Annotated in this window: 20 protein-coding genes; 10 read left to right on the top strand and 10 right to left on the bottom strand. The window is 38.5% G+C overall.

Annotated elements, in window-relative coordinates:
- Positions 1-33: 33 nt before the first annotated feature.
- The 7 genes from ABEG20_RS20885 to ABEG20_RS20855 all read right to left on the bottom strand — a co-directional run bounded on the left by ABEG20_RS20885 (position 34) and on the right by ABEG20_RS20855 (position 9220).
- Positions 34-1602 carry a serine hydrolase gene (locus ABEG20_RS20885; RefSeq protein ID WP_406825144.1) on the bottom strand — a complete coding sequence of 523 codons (1569 nt, stop codon included), beginning with the start codon at positions 1600-1602 and terminating at the stop codon, positions 34-36.
- Between the two features lie 59 nt (positions 1603-1661).
- A complete protein-coding gene (locus tag ABEG20_RS20880; protein WP_406825143.1) occupies positions 1662-2603 on the bottom strand; it encodes a hypothetical protein in 942 nt (313 codons plus the stop codon).
- A 112-nt stretch (positions 2604-2715) separates the two neighbouring features.
- Positions 2716-3900 carry a M20 family metallopeptidase gene (locus ABEG20_RS20875; protein ID WP_406825142.1) on the bottom strand — a complete coding sequence of 395 codons (1185 nt, stop codon included), beginning with the start codon at positions 3898-3900 and terminating at the stop codon, positions 2716-2718.
- Positions 3887-4330, bottom strand: a complete 444-nt coding sequence (locus ABEG20_RS20870) for an SPOR domain-containing protein (RefSeq protein WP_265853060.1) — start codon at positions 4328-4330, stop codon at positions 3887-3889. The genes ABEG20_RS20875 and ABEG20_RS20870 overlap by 14 nt, the downstream gene beginning before the upstream one ends.
- Before the next feature lie 375 nt (positions 4331-4705).
- The gene (locus tag ABEG20_RS20865; protein WP_406825141.1) at positions 4706-5083 is read right to left on the bottom strand and encodes a PEGA domain-containing protein; all 378 of its coding nucleotides are present in this window, start codon (positions 5081-5083) and stop codon (positions 4706-4708) included.
- A 224-nt stretch (positions 5084-5307) separates the two neighbouring features.
- A complete protein-coding gene (locus tag ABEG20_RS20860) occupies positions 5308-8784 on the bottom strand; it encodes a preprotein translocase subunit SecA (protein ID WP_406825140.1) in 3477 nt (1158 codons plus the stop codon).
- Between the two features lie 136 nt (positions 8785-8920).
- Entirely contained in the window at positions 8921-9220 is a 300-nt protein-coding gene (locus tag ABEG20_RS20855; protein WP_406825139.1) for a hypothetical protein, read from the bottom strand.
- A gap of 190 nt (positions 9221-9410) precedes the next feature.
- Here ABEG20_RS20855 and ABEG20_RS20850 point away from each other — a divergent pair, with 190 nt between their 5' ends.
- The 5 genes from ABEG20_RS20850 to ABEG20_RS20830 all read left to right on the top strand — a co-directional run bounded on the left by ABEG20_RS20850 (position 9411) and on the right by ABEG20_RS20830 (position 13351).
- The gene (locus ABEG20_RS20850) at positions 9411-10523 is read left to right on the top strand and encodes a sensor histidine kinase (RefSeq protein WP_406825138.1); all 1113 of its coding nucleotides are present in this window, start codon (positions 9411-9413) and stop codon (positions 10521-10523) included.
- Entirely contained in the window at positions 10523-11230 is a 708-nt protein-coding gene (locus ABEG20_RS20845; RefSeq protein WP_406825137.1) for a LytR/AlgR family response regulator transcription factor, read from the top strand. Before ABEG20_RS20850 ends, ABEG20_RS20845 begins: the two co-directional genes overlap by 1 nt.
- Positions 11231-11355: 125 nt before the next feature.
- Entirely contained in the window at positions 11356-12084 is a 729-nt protein-coding gene (locus tag ABEG20_RS20840; protein WP_406825136.1) for an intradiol ring-cleavage dioxygenase, read from the top strand.
- A gap of 64 nt (positions 12085-12148) precedes the next feature.
- Positions 12149-12655, top strand: a complete 507-nt coding sequence (locus ABEG20_RS20835; protein ID WP_406825135.1) for a hypothetical protein — start codon at positions 12149-12151, stop codon at positions 12653-12655.
- A gap of 3 nt (positions 12656-12658) precedes the next feature.
- A complete protein-coding gene (locus ABEG20_RS20830; protein ID WP_406825134.1) occupies positions 12659-13351 on the top strand; it encodes a hypothetical protein in 693 nt (230 codons plus the stop codon).
- Positions 13352-13699: 348 nt separating this feature from the next.
- Here ABEG20_RS20830 and ABEG20_RS20825 read toward each other — a convergent pair whose 3' ends face one another.
- The 3 genes from ABEG20_RS20825 to rsgA form a co-directional block, all read right to left on the bottom strand.
- Positions 13700-14749, bottom strand: a complete 1050-nt coding sequence (locus ABEG20_RS20825) for an IS110 family transposase (protein ID WP_406825133.1) — start codon at positions 14747-14749, stop codon at positions 13700-13702.
- A 323-nt stretch (positions 14750-15072) separates the two neighbouring features.
- Positions 15073-16026: a Smr/MutS family protein gene (locus ABEG20_RS20820; RefSeq protein WP_406825132.1), complete on the bottom strand. Its 954-nt coding sequence runs from the start codon at positions 16024-16026 to the stop codon at positions 15073-15075.
- An 86-nt stretch (positions 16027-16112) separates the two neighbouring features.
- Positions 16113-17033: a ribosome small subunit-dependent GTPase A gene (gene rsgA / locus ABEG20_RS20815; RefSeq protein WP_406825131.1), complete on the bottom strand. Its 921-nt coding sequence runs from the start codon at positions 17031-17033 to the stop codon at positions 16113-16115.
- Positions 17034-17220: 187 nt separating this feature from the next.
- On the opposite strand from rsgA, the gene fumC reads away from it, so the two are divergent.
- The 5 genes from fumC to ABEG20_RS20790 all read left to right on the top strand — a co-directional run bounded on the left by fumC (position 17221) and on the right by ABEG20_RS20790 (position 21148).
- On the top strand, positions 17221-18618 hold the full coding sequence (fumC, locus tag ABEG20_RS20810; RefSeq protein WP_406825130.1) for a class II fumarate hydratase: 1398 nt from the start codon (positions 17221-17223) through the stop codon (positions 18616-18618).
- Positions 18619-18769: 151 nt separating this feature from the next.
- Positions 18770-19132 (top strand): hypothetical protein, encoded by a 363-nt coding sequence (locus ABEG20_RS20805; protein WP_406825129.1) that lies wholly within the window; start codon positions 18770-18772, stop codon positions 19130-19132.
- Positions 19125-19640: a fumarate hydratase gene (locus ABEG20_RS20800; protein WP_406825128.1), complete on the top strand. Its 516-nt coding sequence runs from the start codon at positions 19125-19127 to the stop codon at positions 19638-19640. Before ABEG20_RS20805 ends, ABEG20_RS20800 begins: the two co-directional genes overlap by 8 nt.
- A gap of 3 nt (positions 19641-19643) precedes the next feature.
- Complete coding sequence (locus ABEG20_RS20795) at positions 19644-20450, top strand: S1/P1 nuclease (protein ID WP_406825127.1); 807 nt, start codon at positions 19644-19646, stop codon at positions 20448-20450.
- Positions 20451-20713: 263 nt separating this feature from the next.
- Entirely contained in the window at positions 20714-21148 is a 435-nt protein-coding gene (locus ABEG20_RS20790; protein ID WP_406825126.1) for a low molecular weight protein-tyrosine-phosphatase, read from the top strand.
- Positions 21149-21165: the final 17 nt, after the last annotated feature.

Here is a 21165-nt window from a genome sequence, read left to right as displayed (position 1 = left end):
TATTACTGTTTTCATTGTGTATAATTGGTTAGGTTATTTTTTATCGGTCTTTTTAAAATCAAGGTCCTGGAAATCGAAGCTGAAATCGGTTAATAGAGAAATGGCTTCTATCTTAAAACCATCAGCCAGGGCATTGTTATCTAAACTGAAATTAACAAAGGCATCAGCGTCTAAACTTCTGTCGTACCATTTTACAATAAAGGTATTTCCTTTGTAGTAGGTCATATCGCCTTTGAGTTTTGGCGAATTTTTAGCCTGAAAATGCATTTTACCTTTTACTTCACTAATGGTGACTTCACCAAACCATGAATCATGGAAAGTGCCGTAGTAGTTTTTACTATCGGGTTTTGCAGTTGATAATTTTTGTTGAGCTGCAATATCATTCCAAACTTTGGTTACCATCTCATCGGCCTGTTTTTCATTCCGAAGCCTGTTATCATTATAGGTTTTAATTCTATCCTGTCCTTTAATGCCAAGGTAACCGTCTTTTATCGAATTGGTAATGGCATTAAAAGCGGCACCAGACTGCTGATTGGTTAACACAATGATACCGAGTTTCAGTTCAGGAAGAATGGTCACCTGCGTTACAATACCGGATAAACCACCGGTATGTGTCGCCTGGAAATTACCATTAACGTTGCTCAAAAACCATCCTAAACCATAACTGCTAAAAGCTGCCGGATTACCCCCTGCAATAATGGTTTGCGGGGTCCAGAGTTCTCTTGCCACAGCAGGACTGAATAACTTTTTATCCAGGGTTTCGCCATATTTACCACCGTTGATCATCGCCATTACCCATTTACTCATATCGGTAACGTTTGAGTAAATACCTCCTGCTGCATTTGCAATTTCGCCAAAGCTTAAACCTACGGGAAGCAGTTTACCTTCGTAAGGTGCATGACCATCAATAACATTTGATTTATCTTTTAAACGGTACCACGAAGCAGCAGTTTTTGTCATGCCTAATGGCTTAATGATTCTTCCTTCGATAAAATCTTCGTAAGTGGTTCCTGAAACCCTAGCTACCACTTCACCGGCAACAATATACATCAGGTTATCGTAATCGTATTTAGTACGGAAAGAGGAAACCGGTTTTAAGTACCGTAAATTGTGAATGAGCTGCTTTTTATCTACAGTTGATGAATCAGGCCAGATCATTAAATCACCTGCACCTAAACCCAAGCCACTGCGATGCGTAAGCAGATCGCGAATCGTAAATTCGCTGGTTACATAGGCATCGTACATTTTAAATTCAGGAATTACATCCGTCACTTTTGTATCCCAGGTAATTTTCTTTTCATCAACCAGCATACCTAAAGCGGCCGCGGTGAAAGCTTTTGTATTTGATGCGACGCCGAAAAGAGTATTTTCATCAACCTTTTTATTGGTTTTGATGGAACTTACCCCGTAACCTTTTAAATGGATAACTTTGCCATCCTTAATTACAGAAACCGCAATACCGGGAACATTGAAGGTGCTTAGTGTTTTTTCGACCACACTATCGATCTGTTTTGAAGTGAGTACTTGTGCATGCAACTGGATGCTCAAAAACAGCGATAAAGCAATGGATGTTTTGAATTTTAAGGAAAATAAGAGTTGCATATTGGTGGTTTTAAATAATCGTTTAAAGATAATAAATCTTTTAGGCGATAACCGAATCCCTATTTACCCTTTTCAAGTTTATAATCTTTATGTACGATTAAAAAACTTGCTCTTTCTTCTTTTTTGAAAGGATAGTCCCAGTTACCCTGGTAAGTAATTTTGGTTGGTAATTTATCCTCTCCGAAATAACCCATCTCTATATTCATCTGCACATCAAAATCAAACAGCATATTGCTGTATTTCATATCCACATAACGCCCAAGAATATTAAAATTCCGCTTATCAAAAATGGTCACCAGTTCTTTGATCATAATGCCGTCTTTTGTCCAGCTACTTAAATCAGGCTTTACGGAAACCTTAAAACGATACACCGGGATAGAATCCAGGTAAGTCCCGCTGGTGAAGCCATAATCATAATACTGCCTCATATTGGCCGAAAATATTTCAGTTTTACTACCGATAAAAGGTACTTTAACTGGTCGGCCAGGATTAAAGATTAACGTTTTAAGCTTATCCTTATAACTTTCGTTTGTTCCCCCTTTCCCGTCAGGTTTGGGTGCATTGGGAACAAAATCAGTATTGTAAGCGTTCATGAAAATGTAATCAAACATTTCTACGGTATAAAGCTGGTATTTCCCGTTCCTTTTGTAAATTTTTCCGGTATCCTGCTTTACCAGGTATTCCATTTTATAAGGACCACTATTATTATGGCGGATTTTACGGTAAATTTTTCCATCTACCTTATTCTTTTTATCGTAACTGTAAATCCTGTTTTCGGCAATGAAAGTATAACGTTTCATATCCCTGAACGACTGATAAAAGGAGGTATCGTACATCACCTTTCTGATAAAGGTTTCTACATTCAACTTTTCGGCCTTAATATTTACAGCCGAATCGAGTACAATCGTTTTAATCGTATCTGGATTAAAGCGGTTGATTTCTTGCGCTAAACCTTTGTGAAACAGCGGTATTAACACTAAAAAAAGCAATATTTTTTTCATGGATAAATGTAAAAGGTAAAATGGAAGAAGGAAGATGGGGAATGCGTTATGATAAGATTAATGATAGTAATTTTAATTCCGTCATCCATCTTACCTCCTCCATCATCCATCATTAATTCCCTAATTGTTTTAAAGCAATATAAGCCATTAATCCGGTTGATATTTTCAAGGCATCTTCATCCACATCAAATCTTGGCGTATGTACCGAGTATTGCGTGTCTTTAGTTGCGTTCCCGGTACCTAAACGATAAAAACAGGCATCTGTTACCTGTGAGTAGAAAGAAAAATCTTCAGCAGCCATCCAGATATCTAAATCAACCACATTTTCTTTACCCAAAAACTCTTCTGCAAAGGCTCTTGCATTTGCGGTTAGTTTTTCTTCATTGATTAAAAATGGGTAACCCCTGTGGATATCGAAATCGCAGCTTCCGCCCATGCTTTCGGCAATCCCTTCGGCCATTTTTTTCATGCGTTTGTGCGCTTCGTCTCTCCAGTTTTCATCTAAGGTTCTGAATGTACCTTCAATTTTGACCTCATTGGGAATAATATTGGTTGCGCCATTGGCCGTTACTTTACCAAAAGACAGAACCGATGGAATGCGTGGATCTGCATTGCGACTCACGATCTGCTGCAATGCGATAATAATATGTGAAGCGATTACAACAGGATCAATATTTTGATGTGGCTGTGCACCATGACCACCTTTTCCGGTTACGGTAACATAAAGTTCGTCTGTTGAAGCCATATAAATACCCGAACGGAAACCTACTTTACCGGCATCAATTAATGGCATTACATGCTGGCCAACAATATGATGCGGTTTTGGATTTTCGAGTACCCCCTCTTTAATCATAATGCTTGCCCCACCTGGCAGAAGTTCTTCAGCAGGCTGAAAAATCAGTTTAATGGTTCCGCCGAAATCATCTTTCATTTGATTCAGGATATAAGCTGTTCCTAAAAGTGAAGAAGTATGCACATCATGTCCGCAGGCATGCATTACTCCATGGTTTTTAGAACGGTAGGGTTTATCGTTTGCCTCGTGGATCGGTAATGCATCCATATCGGCACGTAAGGCAATAACTTTATCAGATGGCAGGTTACCTTTAATTAAACCCACTACACCTGTATTGGCACAGTCGGTATATTCAATTCCCCATTTTTTTAATTTATCCTTAATGAATAATGAAGTCTCGAATTCTTTAAAAGATAACTCTGGATTGGCATGAATATGTTGACGATAAGCTACTACATCATTAAAAATGTGAGCGGCCAATTCCTGTACTTTATTTTTGATCATTGGTTGTTGTGGTATCTAAAGTTGGTGCATTTATCTTTTCCCTAAAAATAAAAAGTGTGGGAAAGGTTGGTCGAAGTTCGTTAATCAGGCGCTGAGCCTCCAGGCGGCTTCTAAAGTCGCCCACCCGAACATAATAGTTGGGTTCTTTATAAGTAAGGTAAGTATTTAACTGAGGATACATTCCTTTAAAACGTGCCTGCTGGTTAAAAACCTCACGGCGGTCTGAACCGTAAAAGATCTGCACGCGGTAACCATAGGATGAAACGATCGGTTTGCCCGGTTTTACCTCACCCGACGTTTTGTAAACCTCAAGCCGTTTGGCAATTAAACTATCAATTAAAGGGTCTTTTATAACGGTTACTTCGCCCTTCTGTGCAAAAGCAGTTATGGTAAGAAGCAGGCAGGATATAAAAGTTAATGTTGTTTTCATGGGCAAAATAATTGGCATTTGATGAGCGGATGTATTGTCTCATACTTCTTAACAACAAGAATGCCGAAATCGTTGCAAAAATCGGCATTCTTTACGGGTTAAGCAAATGCTTATTATTTGGGAAATTTAACTCGTCGTTTCGAGCGCAGCGAAGTAGAGAAATCTTTTAAAATAGGTAATCAGCTAAGTTTAATTCAAAAATTTCTATAGTGCGGCCGAAAATCAGTTTTTTGAAAAAGATTTCTCCATTCCGCTGCCGAAGAAAAATCTGCAGCTTCAGTCGAAATGACGACCAATTTATGTAGTGGCAGTAATAAAAAAGCCAGATTCCTTATGGACCTGGCTTTTTGAATTATTTCCATTAAGCAGATTAAGTTAATTCGTTTTCTTAAGTTCTAATGTAAATTCGTAAACTTTAGGATCATATTTCATCATCGCGCCTGTAGCCACATCAACAATAAAACCAGGAAAAAATAATAGATTTACTACAGACACAGCATTAAATGTGGATTGGGGTTGAAATGTTTTAGTTTCATAACCATCCAGCTTTAAACTAACGATTTGTCCTGTAAAACCCTTTTTTAAGGGTACAGCCATTGGTGTAACACCTGCTTTAATGCCATCTACTTCGATAGTAGCAGCCGGAGGATTGGAATTGATTTGAACGGTTTGTTTTGTACCTGTAAAAATAGTGGCGCAGCTTGATAGCAGCAATGTCGCTGAAACAGCGGCAAGGTTAAAAATTCTTTTCATTTGTGTGTGTTTGTGTGTAATTCCTACTCTTATGGCTTTTCGGTTACGCCCCGTTTTTTATGGTTTCTGGACTCCATTTTTAAGTTTATTCGTCAGTAAGAAATTGCCTACCAATTTCAAATTGACTGTTCATAAATATAACTGTTAATTTGAGAATTAAAAATTTAGTTAAAAAAAAAAGCCTCAACAAATGTTGAGGCTTTGTAAAGCACTGTATATCTTAATTATAAATTCGCGCCGTGGCAGTTTTTGTACTTTTTACCACTACCGCATGGGCAAGGTTCGTTTCTACCAACAGTTGCTTCTTTGCGGATTGGCTGCTGTGGAACAGCTTCACGTGTATCGCCAAACTCAATTCCTGGCTCTTCTCTGCCAAACTCCTGTTTGGTGGTTTGCAGCTTTGGCTGCTTAACCGGAGCTGGTGCTTCTCTTACCTGATCTGGTTCCTGCTGTACCGGGATACCGCCTTTATATAAGAAACTCACAACTTCTTTATTCACTGCATTAAGCATGTTTTTAAATAAGTTGAAAGCTTCCATTTTATAAATTACCAATGGATCTTTTTGCTCGTAAACCGCATTTTGTACCGATTGCTTCAAATCGTCCATTTCGCGTAAATGCTCTTTCCAGCTATCATCAATTAAAGCAAGAACAATGGTTTTTTCGAATGAACGAACCACCTCTTTTCCTTTATTATCAATAGCTTTCTTTAAATCAACAGCTACCTGGATACCGCGGATGCCATCTGTAAACGGAACCACAATCTGTTCGATATGGTCTCCGCGCTCTTCGTAAACCTGGGTTAATACCGGTAACGATTGCTGAATAATGGCATCTGATTTACGTGCATAAAATGCCTCTGCTTCTTCAAATAACTTCTCAGTTAACTGAGGAATACTGGTTGAAGAGAATTCTTTTTCGGTAATCTCCGTATCTAAAGAGAAGTTTTTGATTACTTCCAGTTTAAATCCATCGTAATTTGCTTCTTGTTTATATTCGCTTACAATGTCTTCAGCAACATCGAAAACCATATTGTTCATATCCACATCCAAACGTTCGCCAAATAAAGCATTTTTACGTTTAGCATAAATAACGGTACGTTGTGAGTTCATCACATCATCGTACTCCAATAAACGTTTACGGATACCAAAGTTGTTTTCTTCTACCTTTTTCTGTGCACGCTCAATAGATTTAGTGATCATAGAGTGTTGGATCACCTCACCATCTTCGATACCCATGCGCACCATGATACCAGAAATACGTTCTGAACCAAATAAACGCATTAAGTTATCTTCCAATGAAACGAAGAACTGTGATGAACCCGGATCACCCTGACGACCTGCACGACCACGTAGCTGCCTGTCTACACGACGGGATTCGTGACGTTCGGTACCTACAATGGCTAAACCGCCAGCTTCTTTAACGCCCGCACCCAGTTTAATATCGGTACCACGACCAGCCATGTTGGTTGCAATGGTTACCGTTCCGGCCTGACCAGCTTCGGCAACGATATCGGCCTCTTTCTGGTGCATTTTCGCATTTAATACATTATGTTTGATTCCGCGGAGTTTAAGCATACGGCTTAATAACTCAGAAATCTCAACAGAAGTGGTACCCACCAGTACCGGACGACCAGCTTTTGGCTCCAATTGTCCTGTTTGAGGGTTAACTGCAGGGATTAACGCACCTTTAGCATCCAATTTAGGAACTGGTCTGCCTGTTTGGTCGAATTTAACAACAGGCTTGCCGTCTTTCTGCTTTAAATTACCTTCTTTATCTGTTTCATATTCGGTTTCGTAATGAGAATATGGGAAAACCAGGTATTGTATTTCTGAAGCAACGGCATTATATTTTTCACGAACGGTACGGTAAACGTAATCCTGTTCATCAATCCTCGAAATATTTCTGTTGGTCGGAATTTCTACCACATCCAGCTTATAGATCGACCAAAACTCGCCGGCTTCTGTTGTTGCAGTACCCGTCATACCGCAAAGTTTGTGGTACATACGGAAATAGTTCTGTAAGGTTACGGTTGCATACGTTTGGGTAGCATCTTCAACCTTTACATTTTCTTTAGCCTCAATTGCCTGGTGTAAACCATCAGAGTAACGGCGGCCATCCATAATACGACCTGTTTGCTCATCAACAATTTTAATTTTTCCTTCGTCGATAATGTACTCTACATCAATTTCGAACAAGGTATAAGCTTTTAACAACTGGTTAACCGAGTGGATGCGTTCTGCTTTTACCGAATAATCGCGCATTAAAGCATCTTTCTGCACAACCTTTTCTTCTAAAGGAAGGTCAGATTTTTCAAGCTCTGCAATTTCAGTACCCACATCTGGCAATACAAAGAAATGAGGATCTTCACCCGATTGGGTAATCAGTTCGATACCTTTTTCAGTTAATTCAACCTGGTTATTCTTTTCATCAATATAGAAATACAATTCAGAATCTACCTTTGGCATATTCTTAGATTGATCTGCCATATAGTGGTTTTCAGTTTTTAACAACAAACCACGAATACCGGTTTCACTTAAAAACTTAATTAAAGCTTTATTTTTTGGCAAACCACGATATGCACGCAATAAGGCTAAACCACCTTCACCTTCTTCGGTTCCGCTGTTGCCTGCATTGATTAATTTTTTAGCCTCGTTTAATGCCTGCGTTACATAAGCTTTCTGTGCATTAACCAAACGCTCAATGCGTGGTTTCAATTCATAAAACTCGTGTTCATCGCCACGTGGAATCGGACCAGAAATAATTAAAGGGGTACGGGCATCATCAATCAAAACCGAATCGACCTCATCCACCATGGCAAAATGCAATTTGCGCTGTACCAATTGATCTGGTGTTTGCGACATATTGTCACGCAGGTAATCGAACCCGAACTCGTTATTGGTTCCGTAAGTAATATCTGCGGCATAAGCTTTTCGTCTTTCTTCAGAGTTTGGCTCATGTTTATCAATACAATCAACACTTAAACCGTGGAATTCGAATAACGGACCGTTCCACTCACTATCACGACGGGCCAGGTAATCATTCACCGTTACAATATGTACACCTTGTCCGGCCAATGCATTTAAATAGGCCGGCAATGTACTTACCAGGGTTTTACCCTCGCCGGTAGCCATTTCGGCAATTTTACCACTATGTAATACAATACCACCAATCAACTGTACATCATAATGTACCATGTTCCAGGCTACCTCTGTTCCGGCAGCATCCCATTTATTAGCCCATTGTGCTTTATCGCCAACAATTTTAACATTGTTTTTTCTTGCAGCATAATCTCTATCAAACTGGGTTGCGGTAACCTCTAAATAATCGTTTTCGCTTAAACGGCGTGAAGTTTCTTTAATTACAGCAAAAGCTTCCGGAAGGATTTCCAAAAGTACTTTTTCCAATTCGGTATCGCGGTCTTTACCTAGGGCATCAACCTGATCGTAAATGGCTGTTTTTTGGTGAAGATCTAATTCTTCACTTTCTGCTTCAGCTTTTAGTGCTGAAATTTTCTCATCAATATCGGTTAAAAAAGCAGAAATTCTTTCTTTAAATTCTATGGTTTTACCACGTAACTCATCGTTGCTTAAAGCAGATAGTTTACCGTAGTGTTCGTTAATTTTAACCACTAATGGCTGTATAGCCTTTATATCTCTTTCTGATTTACTTCCGAAAATCTTCGCTAAAAATCCTAACATTATATTTTAAATCGTATGTATTATTAAAAATGGGTGTGTTACAACAACCAAGCCATTGTCAGCACTAAGTCAGTTTGGCAGTTGTTGGTGTAAAGGGGCTTAAATCTTAAAAGATTTTTTTTAAAGAGAAAGAGAACTAGGGACTATTGTTCTTTGGTTTTTTTCTGATGGTTAAATCAGCAATCACCTGATCTGCACTCACATATTTAGCCACTTTTATCGGAGCCTGGGTTCCGATTAAGGCTAATGTGGTGTATGATAATAAATAAGGATTACGGTCTTCATTGAGCTGAACAGCGCTCTTGCCACCTGCATTAACGCTAATATTATGCTCGCTGCAGTACTCATTCAATATCTTTAGCCCCTCAACACGTTCGGCTTTTGCCAAATGTGTTAAGCTAAAAAATACAAGTGATATGGTAACGAGGTGTTTCATTAATTGCGGCAAAGCTAGTTTTAATCTTTTATAAAAAGAAATTACTGCCTTTCAAAAAGCATACCTCAATTTTTCGCCTTCCCGCACAAAATAATTTTCTTCAAAATCATGAATAATGGAATCATCCATACAAAAGCGTAAATTACCGATACCCTATCTATAAATTTTGCAGATTTATGTTAATTTGTTTATGCTTAAGAAAGTAAATTTTAGAATAATTATTCAAATCATTGCTGCTATATTTTTGTTAAGTCTGCCACTTCTTATCATCGCAGATCATAACATTAAATACATCATTACGGGACCAGGCTTAGTTCAATATATCCTTTTTTGCCTGATTTTTATTTCGATTTACTTTATACATAGCCTATATCTGTTTCCAAAATTATATGGCAAATCTCGGCACATTTTATACCTGTCAGGACTGCTCATCATTCTAGCCGGAATCATATGGTTAAGGCCCTTTGATAAATTCATTTTTCAAAACCAAGAATTTATTGAACATTCTGCGGGTTTCGACCGACCTCCGCTGCCTCCGGACCATCACCAGATTCCGCAACTTAGTGGGAAAAGATTTTCTCCCGGCCCTGAAAGAGGTGTTGATGCAGGACCGAAGGTTGACGTAGCCAGTGTTTTTCTTTTTTTCCTGACAATTATTATCAGTTTCACCAAAGAAACAAATAAACAATTAAGCCTGACAACTCAAAGGGCACTTATCGCAGAAGCGGAAAAAGCACAGGCTGAATTATCTTTTTTAAAAGCACAGGTAAATCCGCATTTTTTATTTAATACGTTAAATAACATTTATACGCTCGCCACAATCAAAGATGAAAATACAGCACCTTCCATCATGAAACTGTCTAATATTATGCGATACATCACTGATGAGACCGGAAATGATTTTGTAAGTTTACAAAAGGAACTGAATTGTATTACAGACTTTATTGACCTACAAAAATTAAGGCTAACCCAAAAAACAACCCTGGTATTTGAACAGGAGGGCGATTTTGAGCATAAAAAAATTGCTCCCCTCATATTAATGGCTTTTGCTGAAAATGTTTTCAAATATGGCATCAGCAACCATAACAGCAACAAATTAATCATCAGAATTTTCAGCAAACAAAATTCGTTAACCTTATTTTGCCAAAACACTTTATATCCTGATAAGATCAATACCGAACGAAGTGGGATAGGTTTAGAAAATACAAGGCGCCGTTTAAATCATATCTATAAAAACAGGCACATTTTAACTATTGATAATAGCCAGAACCTATTTACTGTTAATTTAACGATTCAATTATAATGGTCCCAACCTTAAAATGTGTAGTTGTTGATGACGAGCCTTTAGCAGCTGCCCTGATTAAAAGTTATATAGAGGCTTCTGATCATCTTGAAATCGGAGCTGTATTTGAAGATGCCATCGCGGCCTCTGAATATTTAAACAAACATAAAACAGACCTTCTCTTTTTAGATATAAACATGCCTGACATTACAGGTATAGATTTATTTAAATCGCTAAAGGATAAACCCATGTTAATTTTTACTACGGCTTATAAAACCTTTGCCTTTGAAGGTTTTGAACTTGAGGCCATTGATTATTTGCTTAAACCCATAGATTACCAAAGATTTAAAAAAGCGGTAAATAAGGCTAAGGAATTTTATCATTATCAAAATGGAAAACAGAAAATAGACGTTGTAGAAAGCATATTTGTACATTCGGAATACAAGCTTATTAAAATAAATTTGCCTGATATTTTATTTATCGAAAGCCTGGAAGATTACATCAAAATCCACCTGCAGGGGAGCAAAATGGTTTTAACCTTAATGCCATTAAAAAAAATAACGGAGAAATTACCTGCAGATCGTTTCAAACGCATACACCGGAGTTTTGTGGTCGCTATACAAAAAATCAAAGCCATACACAACCGTAAAATAGAGTTGATTACCGGAGAAATATTACCCGTTAGCGAAAGTTATATGGAAACGATAAATGAATGGAAAAAAGGTTAAGCCCTTTAACACTTTTTAACTAAATTTTGATTTACCGATACAAAAGCCCGCTTTATCGGTACACATTTGCCAGGCTTATAGAATCTTTCGAGTTTAGCAGTGGTAACTAACAAGAACACAGTAGCATGGAAAGAAAAAATTTCATCAGGAGTTTAATGATTGGAGCAATCTCTACTCCTGCAATAATTGAAGCATGTAAAAAAAACAGTGTGACAGACGGAACTTCATCAGGCTCGGGAACTGCAGGAACAACAGCAAGTACAAACGGAACTTGTATTGTGGCACCTACTGAAACCGAAGGACCATTTCCGACTAAAGTTCCTGCATCTTATGTAAGAAGTGATATTACAGACGGAAGATCCGGCTATAAACTAACTGCAAAAATTACAATCGGCAATTTAAATAATAACTGTGCAGGCTTGGCCAATGCCATTGTAGACATTTGGCATTGCGATGCGGAAGGAAATTATTCTGAATATGGTGGTTCAGGTATGCAAAATACCAATTACCAGTCAGTTCATTTTTTAAGGGGTCGTCAAATCACCGATGCGAATGGATTAGTAACCTTTACTTCGATTTTTCCGGGCTGGTATAGCGGTCGCGCAACACATATACATGTACATGTTTACAATGCCTCCGGAACTTCATTAAGTGTAACACAAATTGCTTTTCCTGAAGGTAGCGGTACCGCAGTGGCACTGGTAAACGGTTACGCTAAAGGCATGACCGGCTACACCTATAATAATGCAGATAATGTTTTTAGCGATGATAAAACAGGTATAGAAATCGCAACGGTTACCGGAACTTTGACAACAGGTTTCGATCTCACTTTTAAAGTAAATGTTAAAGCTTAATAATCTTATTGTTTTATTTTAATAGAGGCGCCTGGATTTCTGGCGTCTTTTTTAATTTTATGCCATGTCGAGAAAAGTAATTACGTTGTGCTATCGGAAAATAATTGATGCCAACAACACAAGTCCATGGGATAAGTTTATATATGAAGATAGTTTTATAGAATTTAAAATGCAGGCTCAGTTTTATAATCAGGAACTACAGTTTAGCACTTTTGCAGAAATGCTGGTGAATGTTCCGGAAGCCGATAAACTGCATTTTTTGGTCAGCGCAGCCATTACCGGATATTTGAGGCAATTAAACGGAATTATACCCGACATACTGGATAACTTAGGCCGGCGTTTTTTGACTTTTGAAAATTTTAAGTTCGAAATCATCAATTCTGATATTCATGACCATAAAAAACACAAGGTGGCGATCAATTTCTTTTCAAAGCCAATGATTTGGCATGATACGATTGATAATTTACTTTTAGTATCACAATCTAAGGAAACAGATGAAGATGAAATTTTCACCAATCTTTTTCAGCTACAGCCTTTTGTAAGTATACACTCCATAAAAAACATTGATTAAAAGATGCAATCCAAACCAGGAAAAATATATTTGGCCGATCAACGCGGATTGACGGAAACATCGGTATTGAGAAGATACAGTACTTTTAATTTCGAGAAGTATTATAACGAACATAAAGAACCTTTTGGCGATTTATTTTTATCTAATGATGAATCTGTTGTGGGTGGAAAAATCACCTTTTTTCTTTGTAAGGAGGATTCACTCCAGATATTTATGCCCATTACAGGCGGAATAGATCTTGTTGCGAATGGAAAAGAATTTGCTGTAGAAACCGGACAGGTACAGGTATTAAACATGGGAAAAGGTGAGGTGCTGGAAATCAGTAATCCTTATCAGAACGATATTGTCAACTACATTCAGTTTGGGATTAAAACAGGTATGTTTTTAATGCGGGCCAGTGAAATGCTTTTTAGTTTCGATTTTGAAAAACAACAAAACCAACTGATCGAAGTTATTGCTAACCCAAAATTACCCTTTAAGTTAAGTGCAGGGATCTTCGCTGGCAGAGAAGAGGTGATTTATAAAATGCAAAGTCCAAACCACCAGTTTTATACTTTTATTGTAGACGGCGCCTTTGAAATTGAAGGTCGGTTAATGCACGCAAGAGATGGCCTTGCGCTTTGGAATATTGAGCAGGTAGAACTTGAAGCTTTGAGCAATAATGCGATTGTAGTGGTGCTGGAGTTTGGGTTTTAGGTTTTTCAAACCATGCCGTGAAATTTATCCCGCAGATTTTAGAAGATTATCGCTGAATCCTTCAACAGGGCTAAGGATGACAACCTGTTTTGAAGTCTGTAATATAGCAGCATCTTCCCCTAACATTTTTTCGACGCTGGTTTTTGCGTTAGGGATTGGAAGGGTTCAGTACCGATTTTTCATCGGTACCGCAGCGAAGCGAAGCCCTGAAAAGGTACTGTCTTAAAAAGCAAATAAAAGCTTATAAAAATTTAGCTTTTGAGAAGCATTAATTTAAATGCTTTCCATTTGTGAAACAGTGCCATAACTTTACCTTTGTTTTAGTGAAAACTTCCTTCTGGAATTTTATCATGTGTAGCTCTGGATTTTTCTGGAGCTATTATTTTTTTCTGAATAATTGAATTGGGGATTGTATCTCTGCTCATTTTTCCAAAGATGGTACATCATTACCAGCAGTTTCTTTTGCTCGGCAACATAGCCTTTCATTTTAAATCCAGTCCGCTCAAAAACTCTTTCATAAAGGCTTTTAAATTGTGGCTGGTCGTCCCTTACCGCGCAAAATGCTGGCATAAACAGAATTCTTCTAATTCGGGAATTCCCCTTTTTTGAAATTTTTGTTTTTCCGATGTGTTTGCCCGATTGGTTTTCTATCACATCGTAACCTGAATATTTTACCAGGGATGCCGAATTTTTAAACAGTGTAAAGCCATTGGTTTCAGCTACGATTACGCAAAAAGATAGCAGGTTAATCCCTTTTATTGCTGTAATGTTTTCGTAATGAAGATTTAAGACCTTGTCTGTTTTAACAAGCTTTTCCATTGCCATCTCCATTTCTGCTACTTGTTGCTCAAGCAGTTTTATCGTTTTGTTCAGTTGTTTTATAACTTCTTTACTTTGGAACTGGGCATGTTTCAGTGCCTCAAGCTGGTTAGCCATAACATTGATGGTCTCTCTTAAGTTTTGATGCTGACGCGTATAGTGCCTGAGTTCATACAGTTTCTCACTGCCGGGAACCCAAGGCTCCAGGTTCTTTTCTGCACCAATTTTAGCAAGGCCTTTGGCATCTATACTGTCATTTTTAGAGTTTGATCCATCTGCCTGTAGGTACTTCTTAGCCTTATTTGGTAATAAAATACTTAACACCAGGCCTTTGGAATGCAGAAGCCACGCAAGCTGTTCATGGTACACACCAGTGGCCTCCATTACGATACGCAGGGGCAGCTCTTCTTTCTGGTGCTGCTTGATCCAGGATAAAAAATCTTTAAAACCAATAGGGTTGTTGGATAATTTACGGCTGGATTTTACAGTTACTTTCTGGCTGCTGTCTATGACCGACAAACAGCAATGAAAATCTTTTTTTGAGACATCAATTCCGATAGAGTACTTTAAATTCAGCATACCTTTAATTATTTAGATAGAAATAATCAATAATCTCTCTTAGTTTTTGCTCATGATATAGATGATCCAAATACAGTGAAATGGTCAATAGGTACTGTTCAAACTTTAAGAAATAAAAAAGGGAGGGTGATCCTTTTACATCAACATCGGTTAATCCCGTGTACAGCCCGACCACAAATTTTTCTCCCTCTTTTGATTATTTTTATTATAAAGGTAAAGATATGAGCCCGACCCTTTTCCCGTTCTTCACGGGATTAGGGAACGCCCAAATGATTAAATAAGGTAATTAACTGATGATCTCTCGAAAGGCTCAGGATGATATTTTATTTGAAAACCACTTCTGTAGCCCCATAGCCAAACTTTTCTTTCCGCGCATCCATGTACGTTTTTACATGTGGATTTTTACTGATCAGTTTATGGATTTTATCTCTTAAGGTGCCGTTACCCGAACCATGGATAAAAACGATCTTATCAAAATGATGTACCACCGCAGCATCCATCGCATTTTGAAAGTGATTGATCTGTATCTGCAACATTTCATCGGCTTCTAAAAAATGATGATCATCTCTTAGTTTTTCGATATGCAGATCGATTTCTTTTTGGGGTGCCTCAACTGTTCTTTTCTCATCTGCAGATTTAAAAAAACTTTCTTTTAATTTCTGTGGATCGATGGATACCGGAGTGAGATCATCCAAACGGATGAACCAACCTTTATTCCTCAATTGAGGTAATTCCTTTTGTTCGTTACTAAAATCTTTTGCCCTAAACTTCTTACGGATCACCAACGGATCAATAGGTTTAACATCAGCTTTGCTAAATACCAAAACCTGAAAATTAAATTCCGGCCAAAGGTCAAGATCGGCCAAAGATGCAGAATAAACTAAAATAGAGCCGTAAGATTCAATTATCCCATGAAAAGCACCTGCATATTTTTCTTTACGCTCGGTGGTTAGGCTTAGCAGTAAAATATTGGGAGAATGATTTTGAAAGTGAAAATGCACCACATTACCCGCTTTATCATCGGTAGCAACGGCTAAATAAATGCCATTTTCGATTTTGTTAACACTTGGGATATTCACCTGGATGGGTTTAGGCGCATCTAATTCTTCAGCAACCACACCATGACCATGCACGGAGGTTAAATTACTTACCGCAACAGGTATCTCAAAACCATCTTCATCCGTAACACCTAAAGTTTGCGTATCAATAATTTTGGTTACATAACCTTCACGTTTTTCATCAACAAAACGCACAAAATCTCCCAGTTTAAATTTCATTTTCTTTATTTTTTTGGCAAAGGTTTAGTCCCATGCATTTAATCAGATTATATCTTCGGACCCCAGACTTCCGACTCCCCACTCAACTAATGTCGCGTATCGTTTCCGTGATAAATACTCAGGTAACTTTCATATCTCGAAACCGCAATTTCACCTTCATTTACAGCTTCGATAACGGCACAGCCCGGTTCATTAATGTGCCTGCAATTATTAAAGCGGCAATTGTGAGAAGTTTTAAAGATTTCTCTGAAAAAATGCCCCAATTCTTCTTTTTCAATGTCGATTACGCCCAGTTCCCTGATACCTGGCGAATCTACAATAAAACCGCCCTGTGGCAGTTCGAACATTTCGGCAAATGTAGTGGTATGTTGCCCCTTATCGCTCCAGTCTGAAACTTCACCTGTTCTTAAATCGCGATCGGGCATTAAAGCATTGATCAGACTTGATTTTCCCACACCTGAGTGACCCGATATTAAGGTAATTTTATTGGTAATCAATTCCTGAATGACCGGAATATTAATGCCTTTTAAAGCGGAAACTTCATAGCAGGCATAGCCGATATTTTCATAGATATCTTTAAATTCCTGTAAAATTTCCAAACCCTCTTTACTAAACAGATCGAGTTTATTAAACACCAATACCGCAGGAACATCATAGGCTTCGGCAGTAACCAAAAAACGGTCGATAAAACCCAACGAAGTACGTGGTGAGGCCAGTGTAACCACCAGCATGGCCATATCCAGGTTGGCGGCCAGTATCTGCGCCTGTTTGCTCAGGTTGATTGACTTGCGGATGATATAGTTTTTACGGGGCAGCATTTCATTGATCAGACCCTGGTTGCTATCTCGTTCCAGGTCAAATTTCACCCTGTCGCCAACCGCAATCGGGTTGGTGGTTTTAAGTCCCTTAATCCTGAATTTGCCTATAATCCTGCAATCGTAGCGTTCGCCATTATCGGCCAGAACACTATACCAGCTCCCTGTAGATTTAATAACTAATCCCTGCATATCTGCGGTAAAGGTATGAATATGATTCCATTGGTAGAAGTAGGTGGCCCGGATAAAAGTTTGCGTACAAGCACAAAGAACAAGTACTTTTAACTATATTCTTTCTTATCTACCAAATATCTTACATAAATCCAACGCATTAAAAGGCAAAAAACCTAAATTTGCGACAAGAAAAATCAAAAATATAATGAGTTTCAGAATAGAACACGATACCATGGGCGAGGTGCAGGTACCTGCCGACAAATACTGGGGTGCACAAACCGAACGCTCACGCAATAACTTTAAAATCGGTCCGGAAGGTTCGATGCCAAAAGAAATTATCCACGCTTTTGGATACCTGAAAAAAGCAGCAGCACTGGCCAATACTGAGCTTGGTGTATTATCGGCAGAAAAAGCCGATTTGATTGCTAAAGCCTGTGATGAAATTATTGCTGGTCAATTGGATGATCAGTTCCCTTTGGTCATCTGGCAAACAGGTTCGGGTACACAAAGTAACATGAATGGCAACGAGGTAATTGCAAACCGTGCCCATGTTATTAATGGTGGTTCATTAGCTGACGATAAAAAAGTACTCCACCCTAATGATGATGTGAATAAATCACAATCATCAAACGATACTTATCCAACGGCAATGCACATTGCAGCCTATAAGCTTACGGTAGAAAATACCATACCAGGTTTAGAAAAACTAAGAAATACATTAGCCCAAAAAGTGGAAGAATTTAGTACGATTGTTAAAACCGGCCGTACGCACTTTATGGATGCAACCCCGCTTACTTTAGGGCAGGAATTTTCCGGTTATGTACAACAGATTGATAACAGTATCCGGGCAATTAAAAATGCTTTGGTTATGGTTGCCGAACTGGCTTTAGGTGGTACTGCTGTGGGCACAGGCTTAAATACGCCAAAAGGATACGATGTTTTGGTAGCTAAAAAAATTGCTGATTTAACCGGTCTGCCTTTTGTTACGGCCCCAAACAAATTTGAAGCACTTGCTGCACACGATGCTATGGTAGAACTTTCCGGTGCATTAAAGCGTACTGCAGTTGCCTTAATGAAGGTAGCCAACGATGTGAGAATGTTAAGCTCCGGCCCACGGTGTGGCATTGGTGAAATCGTAATTCCAGATAACGAACCGGGATCATCTATTATGCCAGGAAAAGTGAATCCTACACAACCAGAGGCTTTAACCATGGTTTGTGCGCAGGTAATCGGTAATGATGTTGCCGTTTCAGTGGGTGGCATGAGCGGCCACTTCGAACTGAACGTATTTAAGCCTTTAATTGCGGCCAATGTATTGCAATCAGCACGTTTAATAGGCGATGCATGCGTTTCCTTTACGGATAAGTGTGCTGAAGGAATAACCGCGAACTTACCTGAGATCGAAAAACACCTGCAAAATTCATTGATGCTGGTTACAGCTTTGAACCCGCATGTGGGTTACGAAAATGCAGCTAAAATTGCGAAGAAAGCCCATAAAGAGAACAAGACTTTAAAAGCAGCTGCTGTAGAGTTAGGCTTATTAACCCATGAGCAGTTTGATGAGTGGGTACGCCCTGAAGACATGGTGGGTAGCTTGAAATAAGTGATTAGATGGGTCGTCATTCCCAACCTGATCCGATAGCCATCGGATGGGAATCTTAAAATATATCGCATTAAGATTCCCGCCTGCACGGGAATGACGTCACTTTTAAAAATAATGCCCAAATCAATACGGTTAATTAAATATAGGTAATATGAATTCAATACTTTCTAACCTTTTAAGCTTGATATCCATTATTTCGCCTTGTATTGTATTTGGAACCTGCTGCTATTTTTTAATAAAAAAATCTTCAGTTGAGGCCATTTTAATGACCATTGGCTCAGGCATTGGCTTGCTCATTACCCTGTTTTACAGCTTTTTGATGCCATTACTAATTTCATCTCAAAATTTAGCTTATACAGAAGTTTCGAAATACTATGCCTTTGTGGGCATCATCAGCTTTATAGCCAGCCTTTGTTTTGCAGCAGGTCTTTTAATTCTGGTGATCAACACGGTTAAAAAACAGGCAGTAGTCCAGAATCAATTCCCTAAAAGCACCGATTATAACCATGAGTAGACCGCAATTAGGATTAAGGCTTTGTTACATTTTCCTCTTTATATTATCCGTTTTACAGCTGGCCTGTAGTCCGCGCCCCAACATACAGGGTAAGGGCGAAGAGTTTATGCAAGGTGTTTGGAATGAAGATTCTGTTGCTTACAGTCATAAATTGAGCAATTACACACAACACCATTTCAAGTTTACCTGCGATTCGGTTTACATTGATATGGTCACCCACAGTAAAGTGAATCTATATGAAGATTCATGCTATAATAACGGTATCTGGCAAGAACATGCAAAGGGTGTTTATGTAGTAAGAGGTGATACGCTATTTGTTGGCGCTACTTTTACGCATGCCAATTACAAACAAAAAATATCTGGCTGTTACCGCATCGGGCGGTACGAAAAAAACTTCCTCATCAACAAAAAATCAGCAGATACATTATTTTTAGAAAGTTTAAGCGATCAGCGCGAGATTAAACTAACACTTAAAGAAAAAATTACCTGCGTACCAAAAGAATTATAAAAAATGATTTTAACATCAATTAAACAGAAATTAACCATGGCTTTAACCTTGGTTTTTTTAGCCTATTTCCCTATTCAGGCAAATGCATGGGGCACCATTGGCCATCGTGTAGTTGGCGAAATTGCTGATAGTTATTTAAAAGCGAAAACACGAAAGGCCATTCAAAGTATTTTAGGTTATGAAACTTTGGCCATGTCGGCCAATTGGGGCGATTTCATTAAATCAGATTCTTCGTACAACTATATGTATAACTGGCACTTTGTTAATCTTCCGGCAGGATTAGATAAAAATGGTGTTTACAACTTTTTGGAGACTGAAAAATCGCCTAACCTTTACAATAAAATACCTGATCTAATTGCCATTTTAAAGAAAACAAGCAGCACCCCAACCGAAAAGAAACTGGCTTTACGCATGTTGGTTCACCTGGCCGGAGATTTATGCCAGCCGATGCATGTTGCCCGTAAAGATGATTTGGGTGGCAACCGCATTTCGGTTTTATGGTTTAACGAGAAATCGAATATCCACCGGGTTTGGGATGAACAGCTGATCGAGTACCAACAATTAAGCTATACCGAATATGCAAAAGCCATAAATCATGCATCTGCTGTACAACTGTACAACTGGCAGAACACCAGCCTGAAAGATTGCATTTATGAATCGTACACCATTTGCAACAAAATTTACGATACCACCAAACCAGATGCTAAATTAAGCTACCGCTATAATTTTGACTGGGTTGAAACCCTTAACAACCAGTTACTGAAAGGTGGCGTGCGTTTGGCCAAAATGCTGAATGATATTTATGCATAAATGAAAGTAGTGTCAAAGTCTGTCAAACTGAGTTCGGTTCATACTAAGTGTTATGACCATTTTCGTTATTTCCCAATGAAATCGTCATGCTGAACTTGTTTCAGCATCTTTCATGGTAGATTACAGACCCTGAAATAAATTCAGGGTGACAATAATAGGTTGGAATATCTACTAAAAATTTTGAAAGGCATTTTATTAATCGGGTTTAGCTTATTAGATAGTTATTAATGGCTATCGATAAATTACTATAAAACACTACCATATTGAAAATTCTAATGGTTTGCCTGGGTAATATCTGCCGTTCGCCTTTGGCGGAAGGCATTATGCGTCACCTGGCAGATAAAGCCCATTTAAACTGGGAAATTGCTTCGGCAGGAACAGGTAACTGGCATATTGGCAAAGCACCCGACCAAAGGAGTATTGCTGCTGCCAAAACATTGGGTTACGACATCAGTAAACAGCGGGCACAACAGTTTAACCCATCCATGTTTACTGATTACGACCTGATTTTGGTTATGGACCGCAACAACCTGGCTGATGTTAAAAATTTAGCAAAAAGCGATGATGAGCGGAAAAAGGTTAAACTTTTTCTTGATAACGACGAAGTTACAGACCCATATTGGGATAATAGCCTGTTTAGCCCTGTTTGTAAACAGGTTGAGGAAAGATGTATGGAAATTATTAAACAACTTTCTTAAATTTAAAGCTTATAATC

Source organism: Pedobacter sp. KACC 23697 (assembly GCF_045348445.1).
Lineage (GTDB): Bacteria > Bacteroidota > Bacteroidia > Sphingobacteriales > Sphingobacteriaceae > Pedobacter.
Note: the sequence above shows the minus strand (reverse complement) of the source record. Positions and strands in the feature narration are given on the sequence as shown.

Excerpts from the sequence above, each read along its gene's own strand:
- ABEG20_RS20885 (WP_406825144.1), bottom strand. The coding sequence starts at position 1,602 with ATGCAACTCTTATTTTCCTTAAAATTCAAAACATCCATTGCTTTATCG.
- ABEG20_RS20880 (WP_406825143.1), bottom strand. The coding sequence starts at position 2,603 with ATGAAAAAAATATTGCTTTTTTTAGTGTTAATACCGCTGTTTCACAAA.
- ABEG20_RS20875 (WP_406825142.1), bottom strand. The coding sequence starts at position 3,900 with ATGATCAAAAATAAAGTACAGGAATTGGCCGCTCACATTTTTAATGAT.
- ABEG20_RS20870 (WP_265853060.1), bottom strand. The coding sequence starts at position 4,330 with ATGAAAACAACATTAACTTTTATATCCTGCCTGCTTCTTACCATAACT.
- ABEG20_RS20865 (WP_406825141.1), bottom strand. The coding sequence starts at position 5,083 with ATGAAAAGAATTTTTAACCTTGCCGCTGTTTCAGCGACATTGCTGCTA.
- ABEG20_RS20860 (WP_406825140.1), bottom strand. The coding sequence starts at position 8,784 with ATGTTAGGATTTTTAGCGAAGATTTTCGGAAGTAAATCAGAAAGAGAT.
- ABEG20_RS20855 (WP_406825139.1), bottom strand. The coding sequence starts at position 9,220 with ATGAAACACCTCGTTACCATATCACTTGTATTTTTTAGCTTAACACAT.
- ABEG20_RS20850 (WP_406825138.1), top strand. The coding sequence starts at position 9,411 with ATGCTTAAGAAAGTAAATTTTAGAATAATTATTCAAATCATTGCTGCT.
- ABEG20_RS20845 (WP_406825137.1), top strand. The coding sequence starts at position 10,523 with ATGGTCCCAACCTTAAAATGTGTAGTTGTTGATGACGAGCCTTTAGCA.
- ABEG20_RS20840 (WP_406825136.1), top strand. The coding sequence starts at position 11,356 with ATGGAAAGAAAAAATTTCATCAGGAGTTTAATGATTGGAGCAATCTCT.
- ABEG20_RS20835 (WP_406825135.1), top strand. The coding sequence starts at position 12,149 with ATGTCGAGAAAAGTAATTACGTTGTGCTATCGGAAAATAATTGATGCC.
- ABEG20_RS20830 (WP_406825134.1), top strand. The coding sequence starts at position 12,659 with ATGCAATCCAAACCAGGAAAAATATATTTGGCCGATCAACGCGGATTG.
- ABEG20_RS20825 (WP_406825133.1), bottom strand. The coding sequence starts at position 14,749 with ATGCTGAATTTAAAGTACTCTATCGGAATTGATGTCTCAAAAAAAGAT.
- ABEG20_RS20820 (WP_406825132.1), bottom strand. The coding sequence starts at position 16,026 with ATGAAATTTAAACTGGGAGATTTTGTGCGTTTTGTTGATGAAAAACGT.
- rsgA (WP_406825131.1), bottom strand. The coding sequence starts at position 17,033 with ATGCAGGGATTAGTTATTAAATCTACAGGGAGCTGGTATAGTGTTCTG.
- fumC (WP_406825130.1), top strand. The coding sequence starts at position 17,221 with ATGAGTTTCAGAATAGAACACGATACCATGGGCGAGGTGCAGGTACCT.
- ABEG20_RS20805 (WP_406825129.1), top strand. The coding sequence starts at position 18,770 with ATGAATTCAATACTTTCTAACCTTTTAAGCTTGATATCCATTATTTCG.
- ABEG20_RS20800 (WP_406825128.1), top strand. The coding sequence starts at position 19,125 with ATGAGTAGACCGCAATTAGGATTAAGGCTTTGTTACATTTTCCTCTTT.
- ABEG20_RS20795 (WP_406825127.1), top strand. The coding sequence starts at position 19,644 with ATGATTTTAACATCAATTAAACAGAAATTAACCATGGCTTTAACCTTG.